We start from the raw sequence: 25,983 nt of genomic DNA on the forward strand, positions 1-25,983 counted from the left end.
GCCAGTTCTGCCGCAGCGGCCGCCGCCCCGATAGGGAGTGACCGCCAGCTGGAAGGTGTGCGAACGTTCGTGAAGGTACTTGGGCCGCCTCGGCAAAGCTGCTTTCGTTTGTCCTCGTTAGTCAGTTCGACCCGAAGGCGGGTTCAATTCGACCTCTCGATCGTTTTGAGGGCGCCTTCGGGCAACACATCATGGAGCACGCTGAGAAAATCGCGCTGCGCCAGGTCGCGCGCGCGGTCGAGCAGGAACGGGATCGGGCTGGACGGCTCGGCGGCCCTGAAAAAGGTCGCCACCTGGCCCAGCAGCAAGAGCGCCTGAGCCCGATTTTCAATTTTGAAAACAAGCTCTTGAGCTTCCTCCTCGGGAGGCGCGGCGCCATTCGTCTCGGGCAGCAGCGCTGCCATCCGCTCGATCGGCAGATCGAACACCTTGTCCCGCCCGATATTGATCGCGGCCGTCTCCACGAAGGAGGGGACCAGCATTCTCATGACTTCGATAAACGACTTTCCGACCATCTCATGGGCCTGCCGGACCAGCAGCAACGCCGGGCTGGAGGGCTCGGCATGGGCCAGATAGCCGGCGACCGCGGCGAGCGCCGCACCAGCCGTCGCCGGCGAGGCGATGGCGCCCGAGACCATGGCAGGGGCTTCGTCGGGAGCAGAGTCGTCGTCCACAGCGGCTGGAGCAGCTGTGCTGGGATCGCGTTGGGCCAGCAGGGACGTCAGCCAGGTCGTGATGCCCTCGACCTCGCCCGCCAGCCTTTTGAGGCTGAGCGGTTTTCCCGAATTCAGCTTGTCATGCCAGCCGGCCTTGATGTCGGCGAGGGTCGCCGTCAGGGCGGAGAAGCGTGCGGTGACTGCTCTCAGTGCGTCGAGGTCGGCCTCGGCAACGATGCGGTCGATGGTCGTGAGATCCGGGGTCTCGCTGTCCGAGCCTGGCTGAATTTCGCCCTTGGCGATCTGGTAGGCGCGGTAGTTCAGTGTGCCAAGACGGCGGTTTTCGATCAGCGGCAGGAACTGGAGGGGATTGATGACAGTCGGGAAGACGTCGAGCGCCTCGATGGTCACGGCGCGAAAGGCGTAGTCGTCGCCCTCGCCGCGCGGATGCACCGCCTCCCACTGAGTCCGGAGCAACGCCTCGATCGCCTTCAAACAGTTGAGGAAATCGTCGAATTCGCGATTGAGGATGGAAAACTTGGCGAGCAGCACCAGCAACCGCAGGTCTCTCGTGCGCGCCAGCAGCGGCTGTGCGGCCGCGAACTGCGCCGCAAAATCCACCGCCTTGGGGTCGAACCGGCCGCGTTCGCCGCTGGCGTTGACGACGTCGAAGTAGGACATCGGCAGCAGCGATTCCGCGCCTGCGAAGAAGTTCAGGTATTGAGGGTCGCCGCTGGAATCGAGATCGGATCCGCACGGATCGTCGGCGGAAAGAGGCTGCGTCAGGGATGCGAGGTCGAGCATGTCAAGTTCGTCCCGCCAAAGGACAGCATCTCACGCCCAGCTCACCGCCAGCGTGCCAGCGATGCATTCAGCAAACGATTGGTCCGAATAATTCTGATCGTCCGAACAATTCTTAGGTCAGGCGCGGGGCAATTCCGGTTCACCGACAATTTGGTCATCATGACATTTCCCTGTGAACCGGCAAGCCCTTGCGGCCGACTTACGCAGAGACCGGGACGGTTTTTTGGGGCGCGGCAGGTGCACGGAAGGCTGGCCGGGTTGCAATCTGTCGGCTGGGGGCAGTCACTCGAACAGTCGACAAATTGTCTTTGAACTCTGCGAAATTTGCATGACGGCATGGTCAGCTGCTGCGGATGGCCATGCGGACAGGGGAGTTCGACGCTCACATGGGCCAGGCGCTTACCCAGGATACCCGTCTCTGCGAACTGACCACGCCCCTCGGCAAGGACGTGCTGGTCTTCGTCCGTCTCGACGGCTCGGAGGGGCTGAGCGAGCTGTTCGAATACCGCATCGAATGCCTCAGCGAGGAAGCAGACCTCGACTTCGACCGCGCGATCGGCCAGTCGTGCACGCTCAAGATCAAGCTGCACGGCAAGGTCCGGGAGTTCAGCGGCATCCTGACCGATGCCCAGTGGCTCGGCGTGAAGGACGATTACTTCAGCTACCGCATCGTGCTCAGGCCCTGGCTCTGGCTGCTGTCGCGTACCACCGATTGCCGCATCTTTCAGGACAAGAAGGCGCCGGACATCATCAAGGAGGTGTTCAACGACCGCGGCTTCACGGACTACGAGTCCAAGCTGACCGAAGAAGGTTCATGCCCGAAACTGGAATACTGCGTGCAGTATCGCGAAACCGACATGAATTTCGTGTGCCGCCTGATGGAGCAGCATGGCATCTATTATTTCTTCAAGCATGAGGGCGGCAAGCATACGCTGGTACTGGCGGATTCAAAATCGTCGCATGTGCCGATCGAAGGCCTCGCCACGATTCCCTATATCGCGCTCGGTGGCGCCGACCGGCGCGGCGAGCAGCACATCTACGAGTGGGTCTCGGAGCGGCGCTTCCGCACCGGCAAGGTCGAGCTCAACGACTACAACTATCAGAAGCCCAACGCGCAATTGACCAGCGATGCCAAGGGCTCGGAGCGCTATACCCGCGCGGACATGGAATTCTACGATTACCCGGGCAAGTACAAGGAAAAATCCGACGGCGAGCGCTATGCCAAGATCCAGCTGCAGTCGGAGCAGGCGATGGACCATCGCCGCCATGGCAACGGCGACGCGGTCAACCTGTTTCCGGGCGGGCTGACGAAGCTCGACAAGCACTTCAGGGATGCCCAGAACGTCGAATACCTGGTGGTCCGCTCCACCCATACGTTCGAGATCGAAGCCTATCGCTCGGGCGGCCGCCACGAGGCGGGCCGGCATGTCTATTTCGGTGCCTACGAGTTTCTGCCCAGCGACCGTCCGTTCCGTGCCGCGATCATCACGCCGAAGCCGAAGATCTACGGCATCCAGACGGCGAAGGTCGTGACCAAGGACGACGGTTCGAGCGAGGAGATCGACGTCGAACAGCTCGGCGAGATCTATGTGCGCTTCTTCTGGGACCGCAAGAAGAAGCGCTCCTGCAAGCTGCGGGTGGCGCAGGTGTGGTCCGGCAAGCGCTGGGGCGGGCAGATCATTCCGCGGGTCGGCCAGGAGGCCGTGGTCGAATTCCTGGAGGGCGATCCGGATCGTCCCCTGGTGATCGGCACGGTCTATAACGATGAGTACAAGCTGCCGTATGACCTGCCTGCCAAGAAAACCATCGCCGGGCTGAAGTCCGACTCCACCAAGGGAGGCGGCGGCTATAATGAGTGGAATTTCGAGGACAAGAAGGGCTCCGAACAGATCGGCATCCATGCCGAGCGCGACCTCGACGTCGTCGTCCGCAACACCGAGACGCGGACCATTGGCGAAGCCTTCGTCGGTGGCGACTCGCGGCAGACCACGCTGAAGAGCGGCAACGACAAGCTCGACATCGAACTCGGCGGCCAGCACATTACCCTGGCGATGGACCAGTCGGTCGATGCCGGCCTGACCATCACCCTGACCGCGAATGTCATGATCAACCTGCAGGTTGGCGCGAGCACGATCTCGATCACGCCGGCCGGCATCGTCATCGATGCGCCGACCATCAGCATCACCTCGCTCGGTCCGCTGGGCATTGTCGGCACACCGGTCGCCATTGCGTGAGGCCCGCCATGAGCCAGGTTCGCTTCAGCACGGTGCAAGATCTGTTCGAGGCCTATCCGACGGCGAAGGCCGATGTCGGCAAGGCCGATCCGGGGCTGTCGTCGCTCGACTTCCTGCGGCAGCGGATCGATGCGTGCGATTGGCGCGCGGCGATCTCGTTCTGCGCCTACCTGCTGCCGCGGCGGGTCGCGGTGGCCTGGGGCTGTCGCTCGATGCGGCGCATGATCGGCCGCTTTGATCCGGGCGAGGACCGGGCGATCGCCTATGCCGAGGCCTGGGTGGCCGAACCGGAAGAACGCACGCGCAGCAAGGCGCTGGCGATCGGCAACGTCAACGACCATGAGGCGCCGACCACCTGGCTGGCGCTGGCCGCCGGCTGGTCCGGCGGCAGCGTGGTGCCGGCTGAGTTCGATCCGGTCGAGGCGCGACCGGAGCAGACGGCACGGGCGGTACGCGTCGCGCTGCTAATCGGGCTGTGCCGGCTCGGGAGGGATGTCAGGGACCGGATAATGACGGCGTGCCTGGAGGATGGTATTCAACTTGGGCGCGGAGAGCTGCGCGCTCTGCGCTAGCGAGACGGTCGGATGGTGCTCCGCTTTCACATCGAAAACGAGCCGACCTTGCCCGATGGCGGGCCGGTGTCCTTTGCGGTCACCGGCAAGCGCTCGGTGGATATTGGCCGCGACCGCCACCTCGACTGGACACTGCCGGATCCGGCACGGCTGATTTCGGGCAAGCATTGCGAAGTGCACTATCGTGACGGCGGCTACTGGCTGCACGATGTTTCCACCAATGGTACCTTCCTGAATGGTGCGGACCAGCGCATGCGCGGGCCGCACCGGCTGCGCAGCGGCGACCGCCTGGTGATCGGTCATTATATCATCGGTGTCGAGGTCGACGGCGACGTGGCCGGGGAGGCGCAAAACGCGGTGCCCCCGCCGGTGGACCATGGCGACCTCTGGGGCAGCGACCGCGCCGGGCCACCGCCGATCGATCGCCAGCAACTGCGGACCCCGAGGGAGGCGCCGCGCCCGGTCAATCCGGAATTCCTGGACTGGGCGGCCAGCGTGCCGGAGCCGGAGGTGAACCGACAGGCGCAGCGCTCCGTGGCATATGACCGCTATCGCGACGAGGACATGAGCTGGGCCCATGGGGCGCGACCGCCGCCGCCCACCGAACCACCGCCGGTGATGCCGGCGCCGCGCCGGCCGACATGGACGGACGAGGCGCCGTCCTGGGAGAGCGGGCGCCCGGTCGCAGCATCGCAGCCATCCGCGCCGCCGGCTGTCGAACCTCGGGCCGCCGCGCCGCCAATTCTCCCTCCGCAGATGGACGCGCCGCAGCCGCCTGTTGCATCGCCGCCGGCCGCCGTAGCCGGGCACGGCGGGGAGATGGTGTCGTTCGCCCGTCTGCTGGCACAGGCTGCGGGCGTGCCGGAGAGCCTGTTCAGCGGCAAGAGCGAGGCCGAGCTCGCCGAGCAGCTCGGCATGATCCTGCGGATCACGGTGGAGAGCCTGATGGCGCTGCTGCAGGCCCGGCATCAGGCCAAGCAGATGACGCGGAGCACCAGCCAGACCACGATCCAGGCGATCGAGAACAATCCGCTGAAATTCTCGCCGACGCCCGAAGATGCCATGCGCATCCTGTTCGGGCCGCCGACGCGCAGCTATCTCGATGCGCGCAGCGCCTTTCAGCAGGGGTTCGGCGATCTCAAGTCGCATCAGCTCAAGACCTATATGGCCATGCAGCATGCGGTGGCCAAGCTGATCGAGGGGATAGATCCAGCTGTGATGGCGCGCGAGCTTGCGGACGGGGCAGGGAGCACATCCTGGTTCGGCGCCAACAAGGGCAAGTTGTGGGACGCGTTCCTGCTGCGCTGGAAATCTCACCTCGGGCGCGACAGCAACGCGCCGATCGACGCCTTCATGCTGCATTTTGCCGACTACTACGACCGCCCGGACAAGGGCGGCGCGAAATAGCCGTTTTCCGGCGCCGCGCACGCGGCCGCCACCATGCCGTTGTCGAAGTGGATGTCGAATGTCCTGGTACAGCAAGGTCTTCTGGTCGGAAGGTCTGTTCCTGCGGCCGCATCACCTGCAGCAGAACGACCGCTATGTCGAGCACCTGCTCGAAAAGCGCGTGCGCCATGTCACGCCCTATCCCTGGGGGTTCGCCGAGCTCGAGATCGACCAGGACCTGACCCAGCAGAGCAAGTTCGCGGTGCGCCGCGCCGCCGGCGTCATGCCCGACGGCACGCCATTCGACATGCCTGCCGACAGTCCGATTCCTGAGGCGATCGACATCCCGGATACCGCGGCCGGCCAGATCGTCTGGCTGATGATGCCGGTGGCGGCGCCGAACACCCGCGAGGTCGACGAAAGCGGTGCCGACAGCGCCAGCCGCTATGTCCGCGCCGCCGAGACCTTCATCGATTCCACCGCGGCGCTGCGGATCGAGGAGGAGATCGATATCGCCTATCCGCGGTTCTCGTTCGAGCTGCGCAAGACGGCGAAGCCCGGCTATATGGGCCTCGGCATCGCCCGCGTCCTCGAAGTGCGCGACAAGAACGTGCTGTTCGACGACAAGTTCGTGCCGCCGATGTTGGCATGTGCGGCGCATCCGGTGATCGACGGCTGGCTCAACCGCATCATCGGCTGGATCGAGACCAAGCTCGACGAGCTGTCGCGCTATGCGGTCGACCCCTCGTCGGGCGGTGGTCTGCAGAGCGTCGACTATCTGGTGCTGCAGCTGCTCAACCGCGAGATTCCGGTGCTGACCCATTTCCAGCGCTCGGGCTGCGTCCACCCGGAGCGGTTGTATGAGGAGCTGTCGCGGCTCGCCGGAGAGCTCGCGACCTTCGCGACCGCCGAGCGCCGCGCGCGCACCTATCCGGCGTACGATCACGACGACCTGGAAAACGTGTTCACGCCGCTGGTGCGCGACATCCAGGATTTCCTCAGCGCCCGGCTTGGCCGGCGCGCCATTCGCCTGGAGATCATCGAGCGGGCGCAGAATGCCTTCGTCTCGCCGATCCGCGACCGCTCGCTGTTTCGCAACGCGACGCTGGTGCTGGAGGTCGCGGCGCGGCGGCCGCTGGTCGAGATCCAGAACGATTTCCCGCACCTGTTCAAGGTCGGCCCCAACACCAAGATGAACGAGATCGTGCACGCCAATCTGCCGGGACTGACGCTGGTGCACATGCCGACGCCACCGCCGCATATCCGCGCCATCACCGATCACGTCTATTTCTATCTCGACCGCAAGTCGCCGCTGTGGCCGGAGTTCAGCAGTGCCGCCTCGATCGGGATGCATTTCTCCGGTGACTGGCCGGAGCTGGAGCTGCACTTGTGGGCCATTCTGGAAGATCGGCCATGAGCGACAAGGACAAGCCGGTCAATCCTTTCGGGCGGGGCGAGCGGACCATCATCCGCCCGAACCCGGGCGGAAGGCTGCCGCAAGGTCCGTCGCCATCGCCATATCCGCCTGCCGGCGAGCCGCCATCTCAGCCGGCCGGCCGGCCGGGCTATGCGCCGGTGCCGAACCCGGAGACACCCGCAGCGGCACCATCCTATTCGCCGCCACCCCCGTCAGGGGGATATGCCGCCGCGCCGACGAGCCCGACGCCCGAGGACTGGATTTCGACGCCGGCACAGATGAAGCCACAGCAGCCGGCGCTGCCGCCGGGCCCACCATTGCGGGTGGATGACCTCGTCGCGCCCAACGCCAACCCGGTGATGCGCGCCGCCGGGCCGCTGCTGCAGCTGCTGGGACGGCTGCGGGTGGCGCTGATGCGCGCCTCGTTCGCCAGCCTGATGGAGCAGGTCGCCGACGCCATCAAGTTTTTCGAGACCGATATCCGCTCCGCCGGCATCTCCGAGCACCAGGCCAATACCGCCAAATACATCCTCTGCGCCACCGCCGACGACATCGTCCAGCACATCCCGACTGAGGACCGCCATGTCTGGGCGCAGTATTCGATGCTCAGCCGGTTCTTCGGCGAACGCATCGGCGGCGTGCGGTTTTTCGAGATCCTCGACCACCTCAAGGCCGATCCGCTGACCAACTATCCGGTGCTGGAGCTGCAGCATGCCTGCCTCGCACTCGGCTTCCAGGGCATGCATCGCTCTTCCCCGAACGGTCTTGCCAGCCTGCCGCTGATCCAGCGCAACCTCTATGAGACACTGCGCCGCGTCCGCCCCAAGGTGGCGAGCGACCTGTCGCCGCACTGGCGCGGGCAGGCGCTGGCCAACCGAAGACAGCGCATCCGCGTGCCGGTGTGGATGGTTGCCGCCATCGCCGCAGCACTGTTGACGGGGGGCTATTTCACGCTGCGGACGCTGCTCGCCGGCCGTGCCGAGACTGCCGCCGAAGTGGCGCTCGGACTGCATCCGGCCGATCCGATCGAGCTCAAGCGCCGCGTCGTCGCGCCGCCGCCGCCACCACCTCCGCCACCGCCGCCGGATCGGATCACCCAGTTGCAGCGCATCCGCAACGCGCTGGCGCTGGAGAAGACCGCCTGCGCCATGACCGCCGACCAGACTGCGAGCTTCATCGTGATCCGGGTCTGCGATCTCGCGCTGTTCGCGCCGGGGCAGGCGACTATCCTCGACGGCTTCAAGCCGATCGCGGCACGCGTCGCTGCGACACTCGACAAGGAGCCGGGGCGGATCCGGGTCGTCGGTCATACCGACAGTTCGCCGATCCGCAATGTCCGCTTCCCGTCCAATTTCGAACTGTCGGTCGAGCGCGCCAAGGCGGTCGCCGCGGCGCTGAAGCCCGGACTGACCGATCCGTCCCGGGTCGACATCGAGGGCAAGGGGCCGGACGCGCCGATCGCCAGCAACACGACGCCGGACGGGCGCGCGAAGAACCGGCGCGTCGAGATCTTCATCGAACGCAGCGAGTAGGGCGGCCGGGCCGACGTCAACAGTTTGCGACAGGTACGTGCAAATGCTTCGCAAGGACATACTCCGCATCATTCTCTACGGCGTCGGCCTCGGCTCGCTCGCCTCGGTGGTGTACTTCGCCGGCCCCTTCATCGCCTTCGGCGACTGGCGGCCGCTGGAAAACCACATCGTCCGTGAGATCGCGATCGTGCTGCTGGTGGCCGGCGCGGCGAGCTTTACCGGCTTCAGCTTCTTCAGGCGCCGCAAGAGCGCGCAGCAGATCGCGGAAGGCATTAGCGCCGCCGACCAGCCAGCGAGCGACGAGCCGGAGCTCAAGGAGCGCATGAAGGATGCGCTGGCGACGCTGAAGTCGGCAAGCGGCAACAAGGCGGGCTATCTCTACGACCTGCCGTGGTACGTCATCATCGGCCCGCCCGGCGCCGGCAAGACCACGGCGCTGGTCAACTCCGGGCTCAAGTTCCCGCTGGCGCGGGGCGCGACACCGGCGAAGGTCGCCGGCATCGGCGGTACGCGCTACTGCGACTGGTGGTTCACCGAGGAGGCGGTGCTGATCGATACCGCCGGGCGTTACACGACCCAGGATTCCGACGCCAAGACCGACAAGCAGAGCTGGTTCTCGTTCCTTGACCTGCTGAAGAAGAACCGTTCCCGCCAGCCGATCAACGGCGTGATCGTCGCCATCAGCCTTGAAGACGTCATCACCCTGCCGAAGGTCGAGCTTGCGGCGCACGCGGATGCCATCCGGATGCGCCTGTTGGAGCTGCACCAGCGCCTCAAGGTCAGCTTCCCGGTCTATGCGCTGTTCACCAAGGCGGATCTGGTTGCGGGGTTTTCGGAGTATTTCAGCTATCTCAACGAAGCCGGGCGCCGCCAGGTGTGGGGGGCGACCTTCCAGACCGCCGACAAGACGCAGAATCTGGTCGGGCAGGTTCCGATCGAGTTCGACCAGTTGCTGGAACGGCTCAGCGAAGACACGCTCGACCGCCTGCAGGACGAGCCGACCCCGCAATACCGCGTGCAGCTGTTCGGCTTCCCAGCGCAGATGGCGCGGCTCAAGCCGCAGATCCACGACTTCCTCAACCAGATCTTCGAGCCCACGCGCTACCACGTCAACGCCAACCTGCGGGGCTTCTACTTCACCTCCGGCACCCAGCAGGGCACACCGATCGACCAATTGATCGGCTCGCTGGCGCGGACCTTCGGGGCCGAGGAGGTCGGTGCCGGCGCCTATTCCGGCACGGGCAAGAGCTACTTCCTCACCGACCTGATCTCCAAGGTCATCATCGGCGAGGCGGACTGGGTGTCGACCGACCGTGCCGCGGTGCGGCGGGCGCTGATCCTCAAGACCGCGGTGTTCTCACTGATCGGCCTCGTCTCGATCGGGCTGATCGCCGCCTGGCTGACCAGCTACAAGCGCAACTCCGACCTGATCGAGCAGAGCCTGCAGACCGACAATGAGTACGCTTCCGCTGGCGGGGCACTGATCAAGCAAACGCTGATCGCCGATCGCGACCTCGACAAGGTGCTACCGCTGCTCTACCGGCTGCGCAACGCGCCCGCCGGCTACGGCTCGCGCGCCATGCCGGTGCCGCTGGCGGCGACATATGGCCTCAGCCAGCACGACCGCCTGCTGTCGGCGTCGAAGGCAGCCTACCACACGGCGCTGGAACGCCTGTTCCGGCCACGGCTGCTGTACCGCCTCGAGGAGCAGCTCAATGCGCGGCTGGCAGAGCCGGCTTTCGTCTATGAGGCGCTTAAGGTCTACCTGATGGTGGGCGGTCTGCAGCCGCCGGACCGTGAGCTGATCCGGTCCTGGATGCAGCGCGACTGGTCCGACAACCTCTACCCGGGCGCCACCAATGCAGAGGGACGGCGGCTGCTCGACGAGAATTTGACGGCGATGTTCGATCTGGAAACCGAGCAGCCGCCGCTGGTCGAGCTCGACGGCCGGCTGATCAAGGAGGCGCAGAATTCGCTGGCGCGCCTCAGTGTGGCGCAGCGGGCTTATGAATTCCTCAAGTCGGAAGCGCGCAGTTCCACCGCCGGCGATTGGATCGCTGCGCGGCGTGGCGGGCCGGATGTCGCCGCAGTGTTCGAGACGGCGTCGGGCAAGCCGCTCGATGCGCTGCGGGTGCCGGAATTCTTCACCTACAACGGCTTCCAGCAGAAGTTCATCGCCCGCTTGCCCGGCCTTGCCGAGCGCATGAAGAAAGAGCGCTGGGTGCTCGGCGACGCCGGCCAGCAGACAGCCATCGATCAGCAGTACGACAATCTCGCCAACGATCTGCTCGCCGCTTACAGCAGCGATTTCGTCGCGGCCTGGCGTGCCGTGCTCGGCGACCTCAGGCTCAAGAAGCTGCTCGCCGACAAGCCGAAATACGAGGCGCTGCGGGCGCTGTCAGCGCCGACGTCGCCGATGCGGCAATTGCTGGAATCGATCCGCGACGAGACCCAGCTCACCAAGGAACGCGCCAAGCCGGCGAATGCGACGACCTCCGCGGCGGCGCCGGCGCCAGTGTTGTTCACCAACGCCCAGGATGGTTCGCCGGGGGCGAAGATCGAGGAGCAGTTCAAGCCCTATCACGCGGTGCTGGAGGGGGACGCCACGCGCCGTCCCATCGACGCCACCATCGCCATCCTGAACGACGTCGCGCAGAACCTGACCTTGATGCTGGAGAGCCCGCAACTCGCGGCGCAGGCCACGTCGACGCTGCAGAACGATGTTGCGGCGCTGCGCAACACCGCCGCCCGCTTGCCGCCGCCGTTCTCCGACATGATGCGGACGGCCGCGGCGGAGTTCGAGGGCAATATCGCGGCCTCGACCGCAGGGCAAATCCTGCAATCGCTGCGTGACCAGGTCACGCCGGTGTGTCAGCAGACCGTAGCCAACCGCTATCCATTCGTGCGCGGCGGTACCCAGGAGGTGCCGCTTGCGGACTTCGCCAAGCTGTTCAGCCCGAACGGCATCATGGACAAGTTCTTCACCCAGTATCTCGCGCCCTATGCCGACACCTCGCGCTCCGACTGGGTGTGGCGCAAGGAGAGCCCGGTCAGCCGGACCTTCTCGCCTGATACGCTGAAGCAGTTCCAGAATGCGGCCTATATCCGCGACGCCTTCTTCCAGGGCGGCGGGGGCGCGCCGATGGTGCAACTCGCGATCCGACCGCCGGGGGCGGCGGGCCCGGGGGTGAGCGTCAAGACCGAGGTCGGCGGCACCACGATCAACAGCCCGGTGACGCCCGCGCCTCAGGCGTCCTCGATGTTCGGCGCACCGCCGCCACCGCCACCTCCACCGCCACAGAGCAACGCGCCGGTCGCGGTGCAATGGCCGGGGCCGTCGCCGCGGATGGCGATCTCGGTCAGCAATGACACCGGGCAACCGTCGGTGCTGGAGCGGATCGGGCCGTGGTCGTTGTTCCGCATGCTGGAGGCGGGCTCGCTGACCGTCAAGGCGGAGACCGCGAGCGCGACCTTCATCGTTGCCGGTCGCGAACTCAATTATCAGATCTCGACCGGCTCGGTGCGCAACCCGTTGAACCTGACGGTGCTGCGCGAGTTTCGTTGCCCCACCGGAATATGACCATGCGTTGCGGGCTGTTCGGCAAACTCGGTGCCAAGCGCGATTTCATCGCGCTGGCGACGCCGCGCGCGTTTCTCGAGGTCTGGGAACCCTGGCTGCAGGCATCGCTGTCGGCGAGTCGGCATGAGCTCGGCACGCGCTGGCAGCAGGCCTTTCTGACAACTCCGATCTGGCGCTTCTGGCTTGGCGGGGCGATCTGCGGGACGACCGTCGTCGGCGTCATCATGCCCTCGCTCGATGGGATCGGCCGCTATTATCCACTGACCTTGCATGCGATGGCGGACGCGGGTACTGCGCTGCCGCCGCCGCAGATCGATGCGCAGGATGACTGGTTCGCACAGGCCGAGGCACTGCTGCTCGGCACGCTCGATCGCGACGCCGGTTTCGAGCGGATCATCGCCGCGCTTGACGGACTGGCGCCGCCGCGGACGCTCGCGGCGGATGCCGTGGGCGGTGCGATTGTGGCGCTCGGCGAGGCCATGAACGGAACGCTTGCCGTGCAGGGCTCCTTCGCTGCGTCATTTGCGGCGCTGACGGCCGTTAGCCCGGATGTCTACGCTGCGGCGAGCTTCTGGTGGACGGGCGGCGGCGGCGATTTTCCACCGTTGGCGCTGTGTTGCCGCGGCTTGCCGGATCCGTTCCGCTATTCCACGCTGCTGACCGGCGATCTGGCCGGGCGGCAGCCGGGGCAGGGTGAGAGGTGATGGAGCACATCTCGTCCATGTTCGACGTCGGCAGCGCGACTCATGTCGGGCGGGTGCGATCGCGGAACGAGGATGCCTGCCTCGTGCGCAGCGATGTCGGCCTGTGGGCCGTCGCCGACGGCATGGGCGGCCATGAAGCCGGCGACCTCGCGAGCCAGACCGTGGTGCGCTCGCTCGACAGCATCGGCGTGCCGGCCTCCGCGGCCGATCTGCTGGCGCAGTGTGAGGAACGGCTGTTCAGTGCCAATCAGGAGATCCTGTCGCTGAGCAGGGCGCGGCACGGCGCCACCATCGGCACCACTGCGGCCGTGCTGCTGGTGCGTGACGGCTACTATGCCTGCCTGTGGGCCGGTGACAGCCGGGTCTATCTGGTCAAGGCAGGCACCATCCGCCAGGTATCGCGCGATCACACCGAGATCGAGGAAATGGTGGCGGACGGCACGCTGTCGAGGGAGGAGGTCAAGAACTGGCCGAGCAGTGTCATCACCCGGGCGGTCGGGGTGCGGACGGATGCGGAGTTCGAGGTGGTGACGGGCCCCGCCGAATCCGGCGATGTGTTCGTGGTCTGCAGCGATGGCCTGACCAGGCATGTGCAGGACGAGGAGATCCTGCAGCAGGTCGGCGGGCATGCGGCACAGGTCGCCTGCGAGGCCATGCTGGCGTTGGCGCTCGATCGTGGCGGGCTCGACAACATTACCATCATCGTCGTCCGCTTGCAGCCGCAGGTGCAGCGGTCGTCGGAGCCAACGCGATCGCCGCTCGACGGGGAGACGCAGTGATGCCCCCGAACGAGCCCTTCCGGTCGTCCTATCGCGGGGTGCCACCCGGCACGCGGCTGAACGGCATCTATGAAATCGAAGCCATGATCGGCGCCGGTGGCATGGGGGAGGTCTACAAGTGCCGCGAGATCCAGACCGGTGCGCCGGTCGCGGTCAAGATGCTGCTGCCCGATATGGTGGACAACGAGGCGGCGCTCGCCCTGTTTCGCCGCGAGGCGTCCGCACTCCACAATCTTCCGCATGATGCGATCGTGCGCTATTTCCTGTTCACGATCGAGCCGGTGCTGCAACGGCCGTATCTCGCCATGGAGTTCGTCGACGGCCGTTCGCTGTCCGAAATGCTCAAGGATGGGCCGCTGACCTTCGAGGCACTGGTCAAGCTGATGCAACGCGTCGCCTCCGGCCTGCAGGCCGCTCACGAGCGCGGCATCATTCACCGTGACGTGTCGCCTGACAACATCATCGCGCCGCTCGGCGACGTGACGCGGGCCAAGATCATCGATTTCGGCATCGCCCGCTCGACCCAGATGGGCGACAAGACGATCATCGGGAGCAACTTCGCCGGAAAAGAGAATTACGCCTCGCCCGAGCAGGCCGGCCTGTTCGGCAATGACGTCACCGGCAAATCCGACGTCTACAGCCTCGGTCTCGTGCTGTTCTACGCGCTCACCGGACAGAAGTTGAACATGGGCGGCAGCAATTTTGAGCTGATCGAGAAGCGGCGGCGCGTGCCGGATCTCGGCGCGGTCGACCTGCGCATCCGTCCGCTGCTCGAACAGATGCTGCAGCCCGATCCGGCGCAGCGGCCGACCATGGCGGACATCGCGGCCTGGAAGGGGGCGGCGGTTGCCTCCACCTTGCAGCGCGGCTTCAATCCGCTGGCGCGGCCTGACAGCCCGGCGCTCGCGTCTGCCACCGACGTGCGGACATCCCCGCCTGGTGGCCGCCGAGCACTGTGGCTTGGCGGGGCTGTGGCCGCGGCGCTGCTGGTGCTGGGCGGTGGAGGCTATGCGTTCTACAACTTGGTCTGGTCGGCCCCGAGCGTCGCGGCGCTGCCGCCGCCACCCGTGCTTGGTTCTCCCAAATCCGCCGCTGACAAGTCGACGGAGATGTCATCCGGTCAGTCCGATCTCGCCAGGCCCGATGTCACCAAACCCGTGTCCAAGCCGGAGCCTGTACGTCCCGAGCCGGTGAAGTTGCCGGCGCAGCCGCCGCCAGTCGCGCCGCCGCCGTCAGCGGACGCGCCCGGCCGTGTCGATCGCATCCGCAAATACATCGAGCAGTATGATGGAGGCGATTGCTTCTTCGTGCTGCCGGTGGCGGTCAGCCAGAGCGCGGCGGTGGTCGAGGGCTTCGGCGCCTCCGCAACGCCGTTCGATGGTTTCGATAAGGCGTTCCGGCGTGACCAGGGGTTTGGCGCGTCGGTCGGGGTTCGCCAGGTGACCCCTGCGCAGTGTCCGGCGATCCGGTTTCTCACCCAGGCCGGGACCAACCAGGCGCGCGCGCCGCGGATCATCCTGGCAACCACCGAGGTCAAGCCCGGCGAGACCCTGACCGGAACCATCGAGAACTTCGCCAACCGCGTGGTCGAGCTGCTGCTGGTCACCGATCGTGGCGAGGTGCAGAGCATGTCCTACCTGCTCAAGCCGGGCACGGACTCGCTGTCCTTTGCGCTGCCGATGCCCCGTGCCGCCGGGCCGCAGTTGGTGCTGGCGGTGGCAACGCCCCGGGTGCTGGATTCGCTGCGGCAGCCGCGGCCGATGGCTGCCGACACCTTCTTCCTGCAGGCAGGGAGCGAGGCTCAGCGCGCCAACCTCACCATTACCGCTGCGGCGCGTTATGTGATGCTGAAGAACTGAGTCGCGATCGCTCAGAATTTTCCGATGATGAGGATCCTGAGGTCGGTTTCCGGCTTGAAGTCGCTGGCCGTATATTCCAGCGGATTCGTGGTCGCGGCCTTGAGCTTGCCCGGGCAGAAGCTGACCAGACGGTCGCTGCCGCCGGGATCGATGGTCAGCCGGAACGCCTTGATCGGGCCAGCCCAGTTGGCCCCGGTCTTCAGCACATAGGATACGCGGCGCTCCCTGAGCATCGCGGTGTTGGCCTGGCCGGTGCCGGCGCGCTTGTCGAGCTCGGCGAGAAAGGCATCGGTGATGCAGTAGTCCCTGCGATAGCGCTCGACCTCGGAGCTCAGCGCTGTGCTGTGGCGCAGGATCCAGCGCAGGATGGTATCGGAGCTGGCGCCGACGCTCGGACGGTATTCGTGCTCGACCAGCACCTTGCGGCCGGGCGGAAACGCCTGCTGGCGCACCGCCGAGGTCTTTGTCACCCATCCCGGGGCGTATTGCTGGCGGCCGTTGTCGCTGGTGCCGGCGGGCATCAGCAACCCTTCGTCGATCAGTCTGGTGCGGGTGGCGGCGGGCAGGTCGGCGACGCGGATTTCGCGGGTTCCGATCGGCAGCAGCGGCAGCTTGAACTGGTGCAGCAGCGCGCTGACGTCCTTGTCGCCGATGACAGCGCGCTGGTCGATGGTCAGCGGGGTGGGGGTGCCGTCGATTCTGGTCTCGAAGTCGACGAAATTGATGGGATCCGACGACGGCAGGGCGATGTTGTCGGCCTCCGACAGGTCGATGTCCGGAAGCGGAAACGCGACGGTCAGGGTCACCGGCTTGCCGGTGGTGTTGGCGAACTGGTAGCGCACGCTGACCCGATCGAGTGCGATACGCAGTTCCTCGCTCTCCATCGCAATATCGTTTGAGCGCACGAACTGAAGTCCGCCAATCGACAGTTCAGCGGCAGAGTCATTGGCTTGTGCGATTGTGCTGACAGCAAGCTGTAACGCTGCGATGGCAATCCCGAACCGGGCAAACGCGCTGGTCATAGCCGTGCCTCCGTGCTGCGTCGCACCATGTCAGTCGATCGGGTGATAGAGATCGCCCCATTCCGACTTCCAGACRCCATCAGGATCACACACCACGATGGCGACCTTCATGTCATTGGCGAGGCGGATGGCCCCCCGATAGGCATCCTGGGCCGGCAACTGGCCGCTGACCTGATCGCTGCTCAGGCGGCCGCCGCTGGCGGATGCCGGAAACACGACAGATCCGGTGGCACCGTCATGGCCCTGTTTCAGCACCAGCGTAATGGCATCGGTCTGGACTTCGCTGACCTGCTCAAATCGGTTCCTGGTCATGGTTTTGCGCCGCAAAGCTGAAAGTGCTCGGAATATCACCACCCGGTGATAGGATTGAACGTAATCGGGATTGCTCGCCACTTATCAATGCACCGCCGCAGCGGTCATGGATTAGTCGATCCGGAGCCACCAACGGTTCGGAGACATCGAGGCGATCATGTTTCGTCAGGCCCACTGGATCTGGATGTTCGTGGCTGGCGCGGTCGGCCTTGCCGAGGGCGGCGCGCGGGCCGACGACGCGGTGGTCCGGGCCTTTGCGTCTGGGGCGACCCCGACCGCGGTGGGGATCGTCCAGGCCAGCCAGGACGTAGAGCTGAACGGGCCGCAGGCGCTGACCGCCGACGGGCAGGGCAATTTGTTCATGCTCGACCAGGTCAACGGACGCATCCTCCAGTTCGATCCCAGGCAGCCGGGAACCGAGCCTAACGTCCTGCAGATGCCCGAGAATGTGCAGCCGACGGATCTTGTCGTGCGCAACAACGACATCATGGTCTGGGATGGCACGGTACGCACGCTGAAGGCGGCCCCCGATCAGTCGACCCGTGGGCTCGGCGGTGACGTGATCCGGCTCGAGGAGGTCAGCACCCGTGATGCCGACGACCGGGTCGCCACCTCCGCGTTTGCACAGATGGGCTCGCAGTCGCCGAGCAGTGCCGCCGACCTGCTCGACCAGAACACCCGTGCGGCCATCGTCAAGAAGACCCGCCAACCCGACCGCCAGTACATCGCCACCCGTGGCAAGGGGTCAGTGATCGCCGACATCATTCCTGACAAGGGCGCGACCAGCGTCCGGGTCGAGATCCAGACCATGACCACCAACGAGACCATCGGCCAGCTCTCCTTGCGCGTGCGCAACCAGCTCGGCACGGTCGAGTTCCTGGAGGTCGACAACAGCGATCGCTTCTACGTGCTGGGCGAGGATATTCCGCCATCGGGCAAGGACGCCTCCACCTTCGTGGCGAGGTATGCCGCGAACGGCCGGCTTGAAGGCGTCTACGAGCTGCCGCTCGAGAACACGCCGTTGACGCGGCGTTTCGTCACGATTTCCGGCGATGGCGAGGTCTACTTCCTTCGCACGAGGCCTGACGGCGTCGACGTGGTCGGCGTCGGCTTTCGGCCGCTCAAGGACGCCACCGTGATCGACCTGCGTCAGTCCAAGGTCGCGGCCAAGCCGGCCGCGCAGCCGGCCAGCAGGTTCAGCGGTATCGCTGCGGTGCGGCCCTCCAACCGTCAGCAGACCATCGAAACCGCATTCGCCTTCGAGGGCGTGCAATGGAAACTGACGCCTGCGAACTATGGCAGCGATCCCGACACCGCCTGCAGCGGCTTCAACCGTATCCGGCGCCCCTGGTACCTGCAGGGCAAGGTCAACCAGGAGGTGCGCGGCGTGCCCTATTGCTGGGGTTGTCACGGCTCGCTGGCGAATTTCCGCCAGCGGATCGAGAGCGGCACGCTGGCCGGCAATGTCTGCACCCGCAACGAGCCGCGCTCCGACGCCGCCGGCGTCGATTGCTCCGCTTTCGTCAGCGCCACCTGGGGGCTGTCGGTGCACTACACCACCGCCGCCATTCCGGCGATTGCCAAGCCCGTGGAGAACCCCTGGGATCTCAAGCCGGGCGATGCGCTGAACAAGCCGGGCTCGCACGTGATGCTGTTCCTGCGTTTCACGCCGGACCGCAAGGCCGAGGTGATGGAAGCCTCGACCGGCGGCTGCAACGGGCGGGTCTGCCGTAACGTCTATCCGCTGGCCAGCCTGCTGGCGCGGGGGTATGCCCCGGTCCGCTTCCGCGCCTTCGCCGATGATCAGATGACGGTATCGGCCAATGCCTACCAGGACGACACGCAAACAGGGCGGGACAGGAAACCGGCGAATATCCGGCGATGAACCGCGGCCGCGGCGGATGCTACAGACAGCGCAGGGATCGGTCGCTCCGGCACGCGCCCCGTAGGCTCAGGCGCAAGGACTCACGAGATCGAGGTGGATCGCGATGAAGCTGAGGCTCGGGAGACGTTGGTTCAGAAGACCTGTCCGGATGGTCGGACAGCTCTGCCTCGCCGTTGTGTGCATCGCCGCGGTCGGTCTGGCGTCACCAATGGCACAGGCCGCCGATGGGCTGGCCATCAACAGCCCCGACGGCGGGATGGTGCGCGGCCTCGTGATCGGCATCGACGACTATCAGCATGTGCGCAAGCTGAAGGGGGCGGTGGCTGACGCCAATGACATTGCCGCGAGCCTGAAGGGCATGGGCGTGCGCGACGTGATCGAGTTGACCGACGCCCAGGCCGACCGCGCCAGCATCCTGCGCGAGATCAGCGCGATGGTCGAGCGCACCAGGATCAACGATCTGGTCTTCCTGTCGATCGCCGGTCACGGCACGCAGGAGCCGGAACGCATCAAGGGCTCCGAACCGGACGGCATGGAGAACGTGTTCCTGCTGCCGGGCTTCGAGACCACGCCGGCCGGATCGCTGCAGCGCATCCTCGGCAGCGAGTTCAACCATTTCATCCGCCAGTTCGAGCTGCGCGGCGCCAAGGTGATCTTCATCGCCGACACCTGCCATGGCGGCGGCATGGCGCGCGACATCGATCCGCGCGCCGCCGAGATGAGCTTTCGCCAGGTGCCGCGCTATACCTTGCTGGTCGACGAGCTGAAGCCGGTGTCGGACAAGAGCGATCCGAAATCCGAGCTCGATTTCGACCGCACGGCCTTTCTTGCCGCCGTCGACCGCAGCACCAAGGCGCCGGAGGTGCGTGTTCCCGGCATCGACGGCCTGCGCGGTGCCCTGAGCTATGCGATCGCCCGCGCCGTGGAGGGGAATGCCGACGCCAACCATGATGGCAAGGTGACGTTGAAGGAGTTGTTCAACAACGTTCGCCAAGTGGTCTATCAGCTGTCCGACCAGCGTCAGAACGTCGTCACCATGTCGTCGCCGAGTCAGACGCCGGAGACCGACATCGCCTTCGAACTGACGCGCGGCGTGGTACTGATGCAGGGGGGAAGCCCGGCGCAGCCGCCTGGGCCGGCTGCGGGGGCGCCGCCGGCCGAGTTGCGCCAGCCGTCGCCGCCGAGCACCGCCGCCGCGCCATCGACCGCAACGAGCGGCGCGCCGTCTCCACGGATTTCGGCGCCGATCCGTCTTGCCGCGCTCGACGGCAAGCTGACCTATTTCCCCAACGTCAAGCCGCGGGACGTCGCGGTGCAGACGGTTCAGCCGACCGACAATCCCGACCTGATCTGGGACCCGGTGTCGCACGACGTCATCGCCTGGGGCGATGTGATCGCCTACGGCGTCGACGTTGCCGATCTGCCGACGGTGGTTGATCGCACCGCCGCGATCCGCGAGCTCAAGCGCATGGCGACGCAATCCCCGCAGGTGATGCGCATCTCGCCCGATGATCGCCAGCATCGCAACGAGCAGACCGTCGAGGTCAACCTTGCGGATGTGGCGTCGCGGGCCGTGGTGCTGTTCAACGTCTCCGGCGACGGCACCATCCAGATGCTGTACCCGATCGGCTCCGACGCATCGCCGGCGACATCAGCGAGTCTGAAGCTGCAGTTGCGGGTGCGTGAGCCGTTCGGCGCTGAGCAGATCGTTGCGGTGACCTCGCAGCAGCGCATGGCGGATCTGGAAAAGGTGTTGATGCAGCTCAACCGGCGCCGCGCGCCGGGACAGGTGATCAAGAGCCTCGAACGTTATCTGCCGGGGGACGCGCGGATCGGGTCGGTCGGCTTCTTCAGTGTGCCCTGATGATGCGAGGAGGGCTCGCCATGTTGCCGGTGAAGACGCCGCACGGACGCGAATGGCGGCCAGTGTGGGTGGCGTTGGTCATCGTCGGAATCTCCATCGTACCGGCGCCCGCGATGCCGCTGCGGCGGGGCCCTGAAATGGCGGTCTCGCAATGGCTCTGGCGTGCGCAGGCGTCGACGCCGGTCAACACCGCCAGCGTGTCACTGCAGATGACGCCGGACAAGACCGTCGGCGTCGGCGGCAAGGTGTCGTTCCGCGTCACCGCCCGCAAGGCCGGCTACGTGGTGCTGGTGGATGTCGATGCCACAGGGCGCATGACCCAGATCTTCCCGAGCCCTGAACTGCTGGCGCAGTCCGGCGAGAAGGACATCAATTTCGTTCGCCCGGGTGAAGAGCTGCAGATTCCGCCCGCGGCTGCCCGGCAGCACGGCTTCGAGTATGTCATTACGCCGCCGACCGGCGCGGCGGCGATGGTGGTGATCTGGAGTGAGCGCCGTGTCCAGCTTCTCGATCTGCCGGACATGCCGCGCAGGCTGCAGGGACCGTCCGACGCATTGAGCTATCTCGCCACCTGGACCAGCGAGTTGCGCGTGCCTGACGGCAGCAGCGGCAAGCTGCTGCCGAGCAGCTGGTCGTTCGACATCAAGGCTTATTCCATCCAGTAGGGGCGTCGCGGCCGGAGGCCAGCTTCGCAGCCATGCGACCCAGCCGCGCGGCCTGCTGCTCTCGGTCAGAATTGTGCGAGCGGCGACACTGATGTAACTTCCAGTTGAGCGCGGGAAACCTCAAGTCGCGAGCATCGGCAAATGAACCGGACGACCATCGGCCTCTATCCGTTGAATCTGATCGTCCTCGGCAATGAGATGCTGTTCGATAGCATTGACGCCGCGGGGGCGCGATCCTTGTGGCGCACCGATGGGACCGCGGCCGGTACGCAAGAAATCGGCGGCCCGCAGAACCAGGGCATCGGCGGTGCCTACGCGCAAGGTCTCCTCCCGCAGGACATGACCGTTTTCAACGGCAAGGTGCTGTTTCAGGGCATGGATTCCTCCGGCCTCGAGGGGCTGTGGATGACTGACGGCACCGCGGCCGGGACGACTGAGATCGGAGGTCTCGGCAATCAGGGCATCGCCAACGCGTCAGTGGCAGCTCTTCAGCCGAGCAGTATGGTCGTGTTCAATGGCAAGGTCTTCTTCCATGGGACTGACAGCGGAGGCTCGAGGGGACTTTGGGTGACCGATGGCACCGCGGCCGGGACCACCGAGATCGGAGGCCTCGGTGATGCCGGTATCAGCGGTGCCTCGTCGGCGGGGATCACGCCCACGGATCTGACAACCTACAACGGTATGCTGTTGTTCTCGGGCAGGGACAATTCGTTCCCCGGCTCGCTCGGGTCGGTCGCATTCTGGAGCTATGGCCTCTGGGTGAGCGATGGCACGGCGGCAGGCACTGTGGAGCTTGGCGGTCTGCAGAACGCGGGGATCAGTGGTGCTTCGTCGGAAGGCCTTCAGCCTACCGATATGACGGTGTTCAGCGGCAAGGTGTTGTTCGCCGGCCTTGACGGGATCTCCCGCTATCCCAATCCCAGCTATGTCGGTCTCTGGGTCACCGATGGCACTGCCGCTGGGACGATCGAGATTGGCGGGCGGCTCAATCAAGCCGTTACCGGCGCCAATCCGGCAGGGCTGCATCCTTCGGACTTGACCGTATTGAACGGTGTGGCGTTGTTTCGGGGATCGGACAGCGCCAACACCGAGCTGAGCCTGACGGGCCAGACCAATGGCCTGTGGGTGACGGACGGCACTGTGGCCGGCACGGTCGAGATCGGCGGCCTCAACGACGCGGGCGTGACAGGCGCGGGCGCGGCCGGCCTCAAACCGCACGATCTCACCGTGTTCAACGGCAAGGTCTACTTCGAGGGGACGGATTCACTCGGCGACCTCGGCCTGTGGGTGAGCGACGGCACGGCCGCCGGCACATATGAGATCGGTGGGCCTGGCAACCGCGGCGTCGTCGGCGCGTCTTCCGCCGGTCTCAATCCATCGTTGATGACCGTGTTCGATGGCAGGCTTGTTTTCAGCGGTGCCGGGACCAATGGCGTATCGACCCTTTGGCAGACTGACGGTACCGCGGCGGGCACCCATCGTATGGGGACGGCGACTCCAAACGACTTTGTCGGCAACGGTGTCAGCGACATCTTCTGGCAAAACACCAGTTCGGGCGCTGTCGGTGAGTGGCTGATGGATTCAAGTGGCAGCGGACAGATTGCGTCCGCCCCCAATCTTGGCGACGCGTCGGGCATTGCCATTCTTGGCACCGGCGATTTCAATGGTGACGGCGCCGCGGACGTGCTCATCGAACAAAGCGACGGCACGCTCGGCGAATGGCTGATGTCGAACGGGCAGATCGCGGCGGCGCCCGGGCTCGGCACCGTGGCTGCCGACGTCAAGGTGGCGGCGATCGGCAAGTTTACCGGTAACGGCATCGACGACATCTTCTGGCAGAACACGTCGACCGGCGAGATCGGCGAATGGCTGATGGATCCCCATGGCAGCGGACAGATCGTGTCGGCGCCGGCGCTCGGCGCGCAGCCGGCGGGTTTGCAGATCCTCGGTGCCGGCGATTTCACCGGTAACGGCACCGACGATGTCTTCTGGCAGCAGAGCGATGGCACTGTCGGCGAATGGCTGATGGCGAACGGGCAGATCAGCGGCGGCATTACGCTCGGTGCCACCCCCGCCGGACTGCAGATTCTGGGATTCGGTGATTTCAACGGTGATGGCACCGATGATGTTTTTTGGCGCAGCGGCAACACCGTGGGCGAATGGCTGATGCAGAACGGCCAAATCCACCAGTCGGTCACGCTCGGCAGTGTCGCTGCCACATGGCAGTTCGTCGGGACTGGCGATTTCACCGGCAATGGCACCGATGATGTCGTCTGGCGTGACGGCATCTCCGGCAACCTGATCGAGTGGCAGATGTCAAACGGCCAGATCAATCAGGCGCCGGTTCTTGGCCAGGTTGGAGCTGACGTGAAGATGACCGTCCACGCCTAGCAGCGGCGTGGCCCGGCGGTGCCGAGCGCGTCCGAGGACGTGTGACGGTGCTGTTCGAGCCGCACATCTGATCGGTGCGGAGTGCAGGCACCTATTTGTGCGTGAAGATGTTGACGCCGGCGGGGACGGTGCCGAGGCCCGGTGCCAGCGAAATCTGACCGTTTGACATCTGCCATTCGCTCAGGCCGCCGGATACACTGTCGCGCCACAACATTCCATCGGCGGCGCTTGCAGAAAACTTGCCGGTACCGATGAATTGCCAGGTCGAGGCCACGTTGCCAAGGGTGATGGACTGCCTGATCTGGCCGTTCTGCATCAGCCATTCGCCGACCGTGTTGCCGCTGCGCCAGACCACGTCGTCGGTGCCGTTGCCTGTGAAGTCGCCGAAGCCGAGAATTTGCAGGCCAGCGGGCGTGCTGCCGAGGGTGATGCCTCTGCTGATCTGCCCGCCGCTCATCAACCATTCGCCGACGGTGCCGTCGCTCTCGCGCCAGAAGATGTCGTCGGTGCCGTCGCCGTTGAAATCGCCGGCACCGAGGATCTGCAGGTCGGCCGGCTGGATGCCGAGCGCCGGAGCAGAGGTGATCTGTCCGCTGCCATGGGGGTCCATCAACCATTCGCCGATCTGGCCGCTCGACGTGTTCTGCCAGAAGATGTCGTCGATGCCGTTGCCGTTGAAATTGCCGATCGCCGCCACCTTGACGTCGGCGGGCACGGTGCCCAGTGTCGGCGCCGCCGAGATCTGCCCGTTCTGGATAAGCCAGGCGCCGAGCGTGCCATCGCTCTGTTCGGTCAGTACGTCGGCGACACCGTCGCCGTTGAAATCGCCGGTGCCAAGTATGGTAGTGCCCAGCGCATTACCGAGGCTTGGCGCAGCGGTAATCTGGCCGCTGCCACCGGAATCCAGCAGCCATTCGCCGATGGCGCCTGACGCGGTGTTCTGCCAGAACAGGCCTCCGATACCGTTGCCAAGAAAGTCATTGCCGACCCCTTTGCCCCACTTGTGGGTGCCGGCTGCCGTGCCATCGGTCACCCAGAGGCTGGAGACACCGTTGGTTTCGGCGCCGCTGAAGACGACCTTGCCGTTGAACACGGTCAATCCCGATGGATTGAGGCCATACTGAGAGGCGTTGAGCACGCCCTGATCTGAAAGACCTCCGATCTCATAAGTGCCGGCGGCCGTACCATCGCTCACCCAGAGGCCGTGGTTGCCGGCGGCATCGGTGCCGTTGAACAATACCTTGCCGTTGAACGCGACCATGTTGGTGGGATTGAGACCTGACGAGGAGGCGCCGGCGACACCGGTGTTGTTGAGGCCGCCGACCTCAATCGTGCCTGCGGCGGTACCGTCGGTCGTCCAGAGGCCGGCGTGGCCGTTGGAATCATAGCCATTCAACACCACCGTGGTGTTGAGCACGGTCATGTTTGACGGATTGAGGCCACCGGAATAAGCGCCGCTGATACCGGCATTGTTCGCGCCGCCGATCTCGATCGTGCCAGCTGCCGTACCGTCGGTCATCCACAATGTCACATTGTCGGGCGCGCGACCGCCCGCACTGTCAAGTCCCGACGAAAACAGGACCTTGCCGTTGAAGACGATCATGTCGTTGGGGTCGAGCGCCCAAGTCACGCCGCTGATGCCGGCATTGCCGCGGCCGCCAATCTCGGTCGTGCCGGCGGCAGTGCCGTCGGTGATCCAGAGACCGCGGCTGAAGATGGGGTTGCCGCGAATCCCGATACCGGGCTGTGCGGGAACAGTGTCGTAGCCGTTGAACAGGAGCTTCCCGTTGAAGACCGTCATGTCACTGGGATTCAACCCGTTGGCGGCATTGGTCACGCCTGCGTTGCCAACTCCGCCGATCTCGGTTGTGCCAGCCGCGGTGCCGTCCGATATCCACAAGCCGCGAACGATGCTGCTGTCGTAGCCGTTGAAGACAACTTTGCCGTTGAAACCGGTAATGTCGAAGGGGGCTAGACCACCACTCGACGGAGCGCCGGTGACGCCCTGATTGGCGAGGCCGCCGATTTCAACCGTGCCGGCGGTTGTTCCGTCGGTGACCCAAAGGCCATATGAGCTGCTGGAGTCTTGACCAAGAAAATAAGCCGACGCCCCGACGACGCTCACGTTCAACGGTGCCAGACCGTAGCGATATGCGCCGGTTACGCCCAGGCCGCCCAGCCCTCCGATTTCCACTGTGCCGGCGGTGGTCCCGTCGCTCACCCAAAGGCTGCGCCGGTTGGATGAATCCAGCCCGTTGTAGAGGATCTTGCCGTTGAAAAGCATGATGTTCAAAGGATAGAGACCGATCATGTTGACCGCC

At 65.4% G+C, this 25,983-nt stretch carries 17 protein-coding genes; 13 read left to right on the forward strand and 4 right to left on the reverse strand.

Annotated features, from left to right (window positions below; all coding sequences use genetic code 11):
- Positions 1-143: 143 nt before the first annotated feature.
- Positions 144-1,460, reverse strand: coding sequence for an ImpA family type VI secretion system protein (locus AB4Z37_RS23200; protein ID WP_441519102.1), 1,317 nt, complete (start codon positions 1,458-1,460; stop codon positions 144-146).
- 386 nt (positions 1,461-1,846) lie between these two features.
- On the opposite strand from AB4Z37_RS23200, the gene AB4Z37_RS23205 reads away from it, so the two are divergent.
- From AB4Z37_RS23205 to AB4Z37_RS23245, 9 genes are read left to right on the forward strand one after another with little or no spacing between them, the layout of a single operon-like run.
- On the forward strand, positions 1,847-3,694 hold the full coding sequence (locus AB4Z37_RS23205) for a type VI secretion system Vgr family protein (RefSeq protein ID WP_441519103.1): 1,848 nt from the start codon (positions 1,847-1,849) through the stop codon (positions 3,692-3,694).
- Between the two features lie 8 nt (positions 3,695-3,702).
- Positions 3,703-4,266 carry a DUF6931 family protein gene (locus AB4Z37_RS23210; RefSeq protein WP_441519104.1) on the forward strand — a complete coding sequence of 188 codons (564 nt, stop codon included), beginning with the start codon at positions 3,703-3,705 and terminating at the stop codon, positions 4,264-4,266.
- A gap of 12 nt (positions 4,267-4,278) precedes the next feature.
- On the forward strand, positions 4,279-5,673 hold the full coding sequence (gene tagH / locus AB4Z37_RS23215) for a type VI secretion system-associated FHA domain protein TagH (protein WP_441519105.1): 1,395 nt from the start codon (positions 4,279-4,281) through the stop codon (positions 5,671-5,673).
- 58 nt (positions 5,674-5,731) lie between these two features.
- Entirely contained in the window at positions 5,732-7,069 is a 1,338-nt protein-coding gene (gene tssK, locus AB4Z37_RS23220; RefSeq protein ID WP_441519106.1) for a type VI secretion system baseplate subunit TssK, read from the forward strand.
- Entirely contained in the window at positions 7,066-8,601 is a 1,536-nt protein-coding gene (gene tssL, locus AB4Z37_RS23225) for a type VI secretion system protein TssL, long form (RefSeq protein WP_441519107.1), read from the forward strand. Before tssK ends, tssL begins: the two co-directional genes overlap by 4 nt.
- 43 nt (positions 8,602-8,644) lie before the next feature.
- Positions 8,645-12,181 (forward strand): type VI secretion system membrane subunit TssM, encoded by a 3,537-nt coding sequence (gene tssM / locus AB4Z37_RS23230; RefSeq protein WP_441519108.1) that lies wholly within the window; start codon positions 8,645-8,647, stop codon positions 12,179-12,181.
- The gene (tagF, locus tag AB4Z37_RS23235; protein WP_441519109.1) at positions 12,178-12,885 is read left to right on the forward strand and encodes a type VI secretion system-associated protein TagF; all 708 of its coding nucleotides are present in this window, start codon (positions 12,178-12,180) and stop codon (positions 12,883-12,885) included. The genes tssM and tagF overlap by 4 nt, the downstream gene beginning before the upstream one ends.
- A complete protein-coding gene (locus AB4Z37_RS23240) occupies positions 12,885-13,664 on the forward strand; it encodes a PP2C family protein-serine/threonine phosphatase (RefSeq protein WP_441519110.1) in 780 nt (259 codons plus the stop codon). Before tagF ends, AB4Z37_RS23240 begins: the two co-directional genes overlap by 1 nt.
- The gene (locus AB4Z37_RS23245) at positions 13,664-15,523 is read left to right on the forward strand and encodes a protein kinase domain-containing protein (protein WP_441519111.1); all 1,860 of its coding nucleotides are present in this window, start codon (positions 13,664-13,666) and stop codon (positions 15,521-15,523) included. The genes AB4Z37_RS23240 and AB4Z37_RS23245 overlap by 1 nt, the downstream gene beginning before the upstream one ends.
- Positions 15,524-15,534: 11 nt before the next feature.
- Here AB4Z37_RS23245 and AB4Z37_RS23250 read toward each other — a convergent pair whose 3' ends face one another.
- Both AB4Z37_RS23250 and AB4Z37_RS23255 read right to left on the reverse strand, forming a co-directional pair.
- Positions 15,535-16,518 (reverse strand): DUF4424 domain-containing protein, encoded by a 984-nt coding sequence (locus AB4Z37_RS23250; RefSeq protein ID WP_441519144.1) that lies wholly within the window; start codon positions 16,516-16,518, stop codon positions 15,535-15,537.
- A 57-nt stretch (positions 16,519-16,575) separates the two neighbouring features.
- A complete protein-coding gene (locus AB4Z37_RS23255) occupies positions 16,576-16,857 on the reverse strand; it encodes a hypothetical protein (protein ID WP_441519112.1) in 282 nt (93 codons plus the stop codon).
- A gap of 157 nt (positions 16,858-17,014) precedes the next feature.
- Between AB4Z37_RS23255 and AB4Z37_RS23260 the strand changes: the two genes are divergently transcribed.
- From AB4Z37_RS23260 to AB4Z37_RS23275, 4 genes are all read left to right on the forward strand, one after another.
- Positions 17,015-18,742, forward strand: coding sequence for a hypothetical protein (locus tag AB4Z37_RS23260; protein WP_441519113.1), 1,728 nt, complete (start codon positions 17,015-17,017; stop codon positions 18,740-18,742).
- Between the two features lie 148 nt (positions 18,743-18,890).
- Positions 18,891-20,606 carry a caspase family protein gene (locus tag AB4Z37_RS23265; RefSeq protein ID WP_441519114.1) on the forward strand — a complete coding sequence of 572 codons (1,716 nt, stop codon included), beginning with the start codon at positions 18,891-18,893 and terminating at the stop codon, positions 20,604-20,606.
- A 20-nt stretch (positions 20,607-20,626) separates the two neighbouring features.
- Positions 20,627-21,271, forward strand: a complete 645-nt coding sequence (locus AB4Z37_RS23270; RefSeq protein WP_441519115.1) for a DUF4384 domain-containing protein — start codon at positions 20,627-20,629, stop codon at positions 21,269-21,271.
- A 141-nt stretch (positions 21,272-21,412) separates the two neighbouring features.
- Positions 21,413-23,662 carry an FG-GAP-like repeat-containing protein gene (locus AB4Z37_RS23275; protein WP_441519116.1) on the forward strand — a complete coding sequence of 750 codons (2,250 nt, stop codon included), beginning with the start codon at positions 21,413-21,415 and terminating at the stop codon, positions 23,660-23,662.
- Positions 23,663-23,753: 91 nt separating this feature from the next.
- Here AB4Z37_RS23275 and AB4Z37_RS23280 read toward each other — a convergent pair whose 3' ends face one another.
- Positions 23,754-25,973: a hypothetical protein gene (locus AB4Z37_RS23280; RefSeq protein WP_441519117.1), complete on the reverse strand. Its 2,220-nt coding sequence runs from the start codon at positions 25,971-25,973 to the stop codon at positions 23,754-23,756.
- Positions 25,974-25,983: the final 10 nt, after the last annotated feature.

It is taken from the genome of Bradyrhizobium sp. 2TAF24 (assembly GCF_052115025.1).
Lineage (GTDB): Bacteria > Pseudomonadota > Alphaproteobacteria > Rhizobiales > Xanthobacteraceae > Bradyrhizobium_A.

What these genes read in the sequence shown, in the direction of transcription:
- AB4Z37_RS23260 (WP_441519113.1), top strand. Translation starts at nt 17,015, where the DNA reads ATGTTTCGTCAGGCCCACTGGATCTGGATGTTCGTGGCTGGCGCGGTC.
- tssM (WP_441519108.1), top strand. Translation starts at nt 8,645, where the DNA reads ATGCTTCGCAAGGACATACTCCGCATCATTCTCTACGGCGTCGGCCTC.
- tagH (WP_441519105.1), top strand. Translation starts at nt 4,279, where the DNA reads ATGGTGCTCCGCTTTCACATCGAAAACGAGCCGACCTTGCCCGATGGC.
- AB4Z37_RS23240 (WP_441519110.1), top strand. Translation starts at nt 12,885, where the DNA reads ATGGAGCACATCTCGTCCATGTTCGACGTCGGCAGCGCGACTCATGTC.
- tagF (WP_441519109.1), top strand. Translation starts at nt 12,178, where the DNA reads ATGACCATGCGTTGCGGGCTGTTCGGCAAACTCGGTGCCAAGCGCGAT.
- tssL (WP_441519107.1), top strand. Translation starts at nt 7,066, where the DNA reads ATGAGCGACAAGGACAAGCCGGTCAATCCTTTCGGGCGGGGCGAGCGG.
- AB4Z37_RS23275 (WP_441519116.1), top strand. Translation starts at nt 21,413, where the DNA reads ATGAACCGGACGACCATCGGCCTCTATCCGTTGAATCTGATCGTCCTC.
- AB4Z37_RS23280 (WP_441519117.1), bottom strand. Translation starts at nt 25,973, where the DNA reads ATGATCGGTCTCTATCCTTTGAACATCATGCTTTTCAACGGCAAGATC.
- AB4Z37_RS23265 (WP_441519114.1), top strand. Translation starts at nt 18,891, where the DNA reads ATGGTCGGACAGCTCTGCCTCGCCGTTGTGTGCATCGCCGCGGTCGGT.
- tssK (WP_441519106.1), top strand. Translation starts at nt 5,732, where the DNA reads ATGTCCTGGTACAGCAAGGTCTTCTGGTCGGAAGGTCTGTTCCTGCGG.
- AB4Z37_RS23200 (WP_441519102.1), bottom strand. Translation starts at nt 1,460, where the DNA reads ATGCTCGACCTCGCATCCCTGACGCAGCCTCTTTCCGCCGACGATCCG.
- AB4Z37_RS23245 (WP_441519111.1), top strand. Translation starts at nt 13,664, where the DNA reads ATGCCCCCGAACGAGCCCTTCCGGTCGTCCTATCGCGGGGTGCCACCC.
- AB4Z37_RS23205 (WP_441519103.1), top strand. Translation starts at nt 1,847, where the DNA reads ATGGGCCAGGCGCTTACCCAGGATACCCGTCTCTGCGAACTGACCACG.
- AB4Z37_RS23270 (WP_441519115.1), top strand. Translation starts at nt 20,627, where the DNA reads ATGTTGCCGGTGAAGACGCCGCACGGACGCGAATGGCGGCCAGTGTGG.
- AB4Z37_RS23210 (WP_441519104.1), top strand. Translation starts at nt 3,703, where the DNA reads ATGAGCCAGGTTCGCTTCAGCACGGTGCAAGATCTGTTCGAGGCCTAT.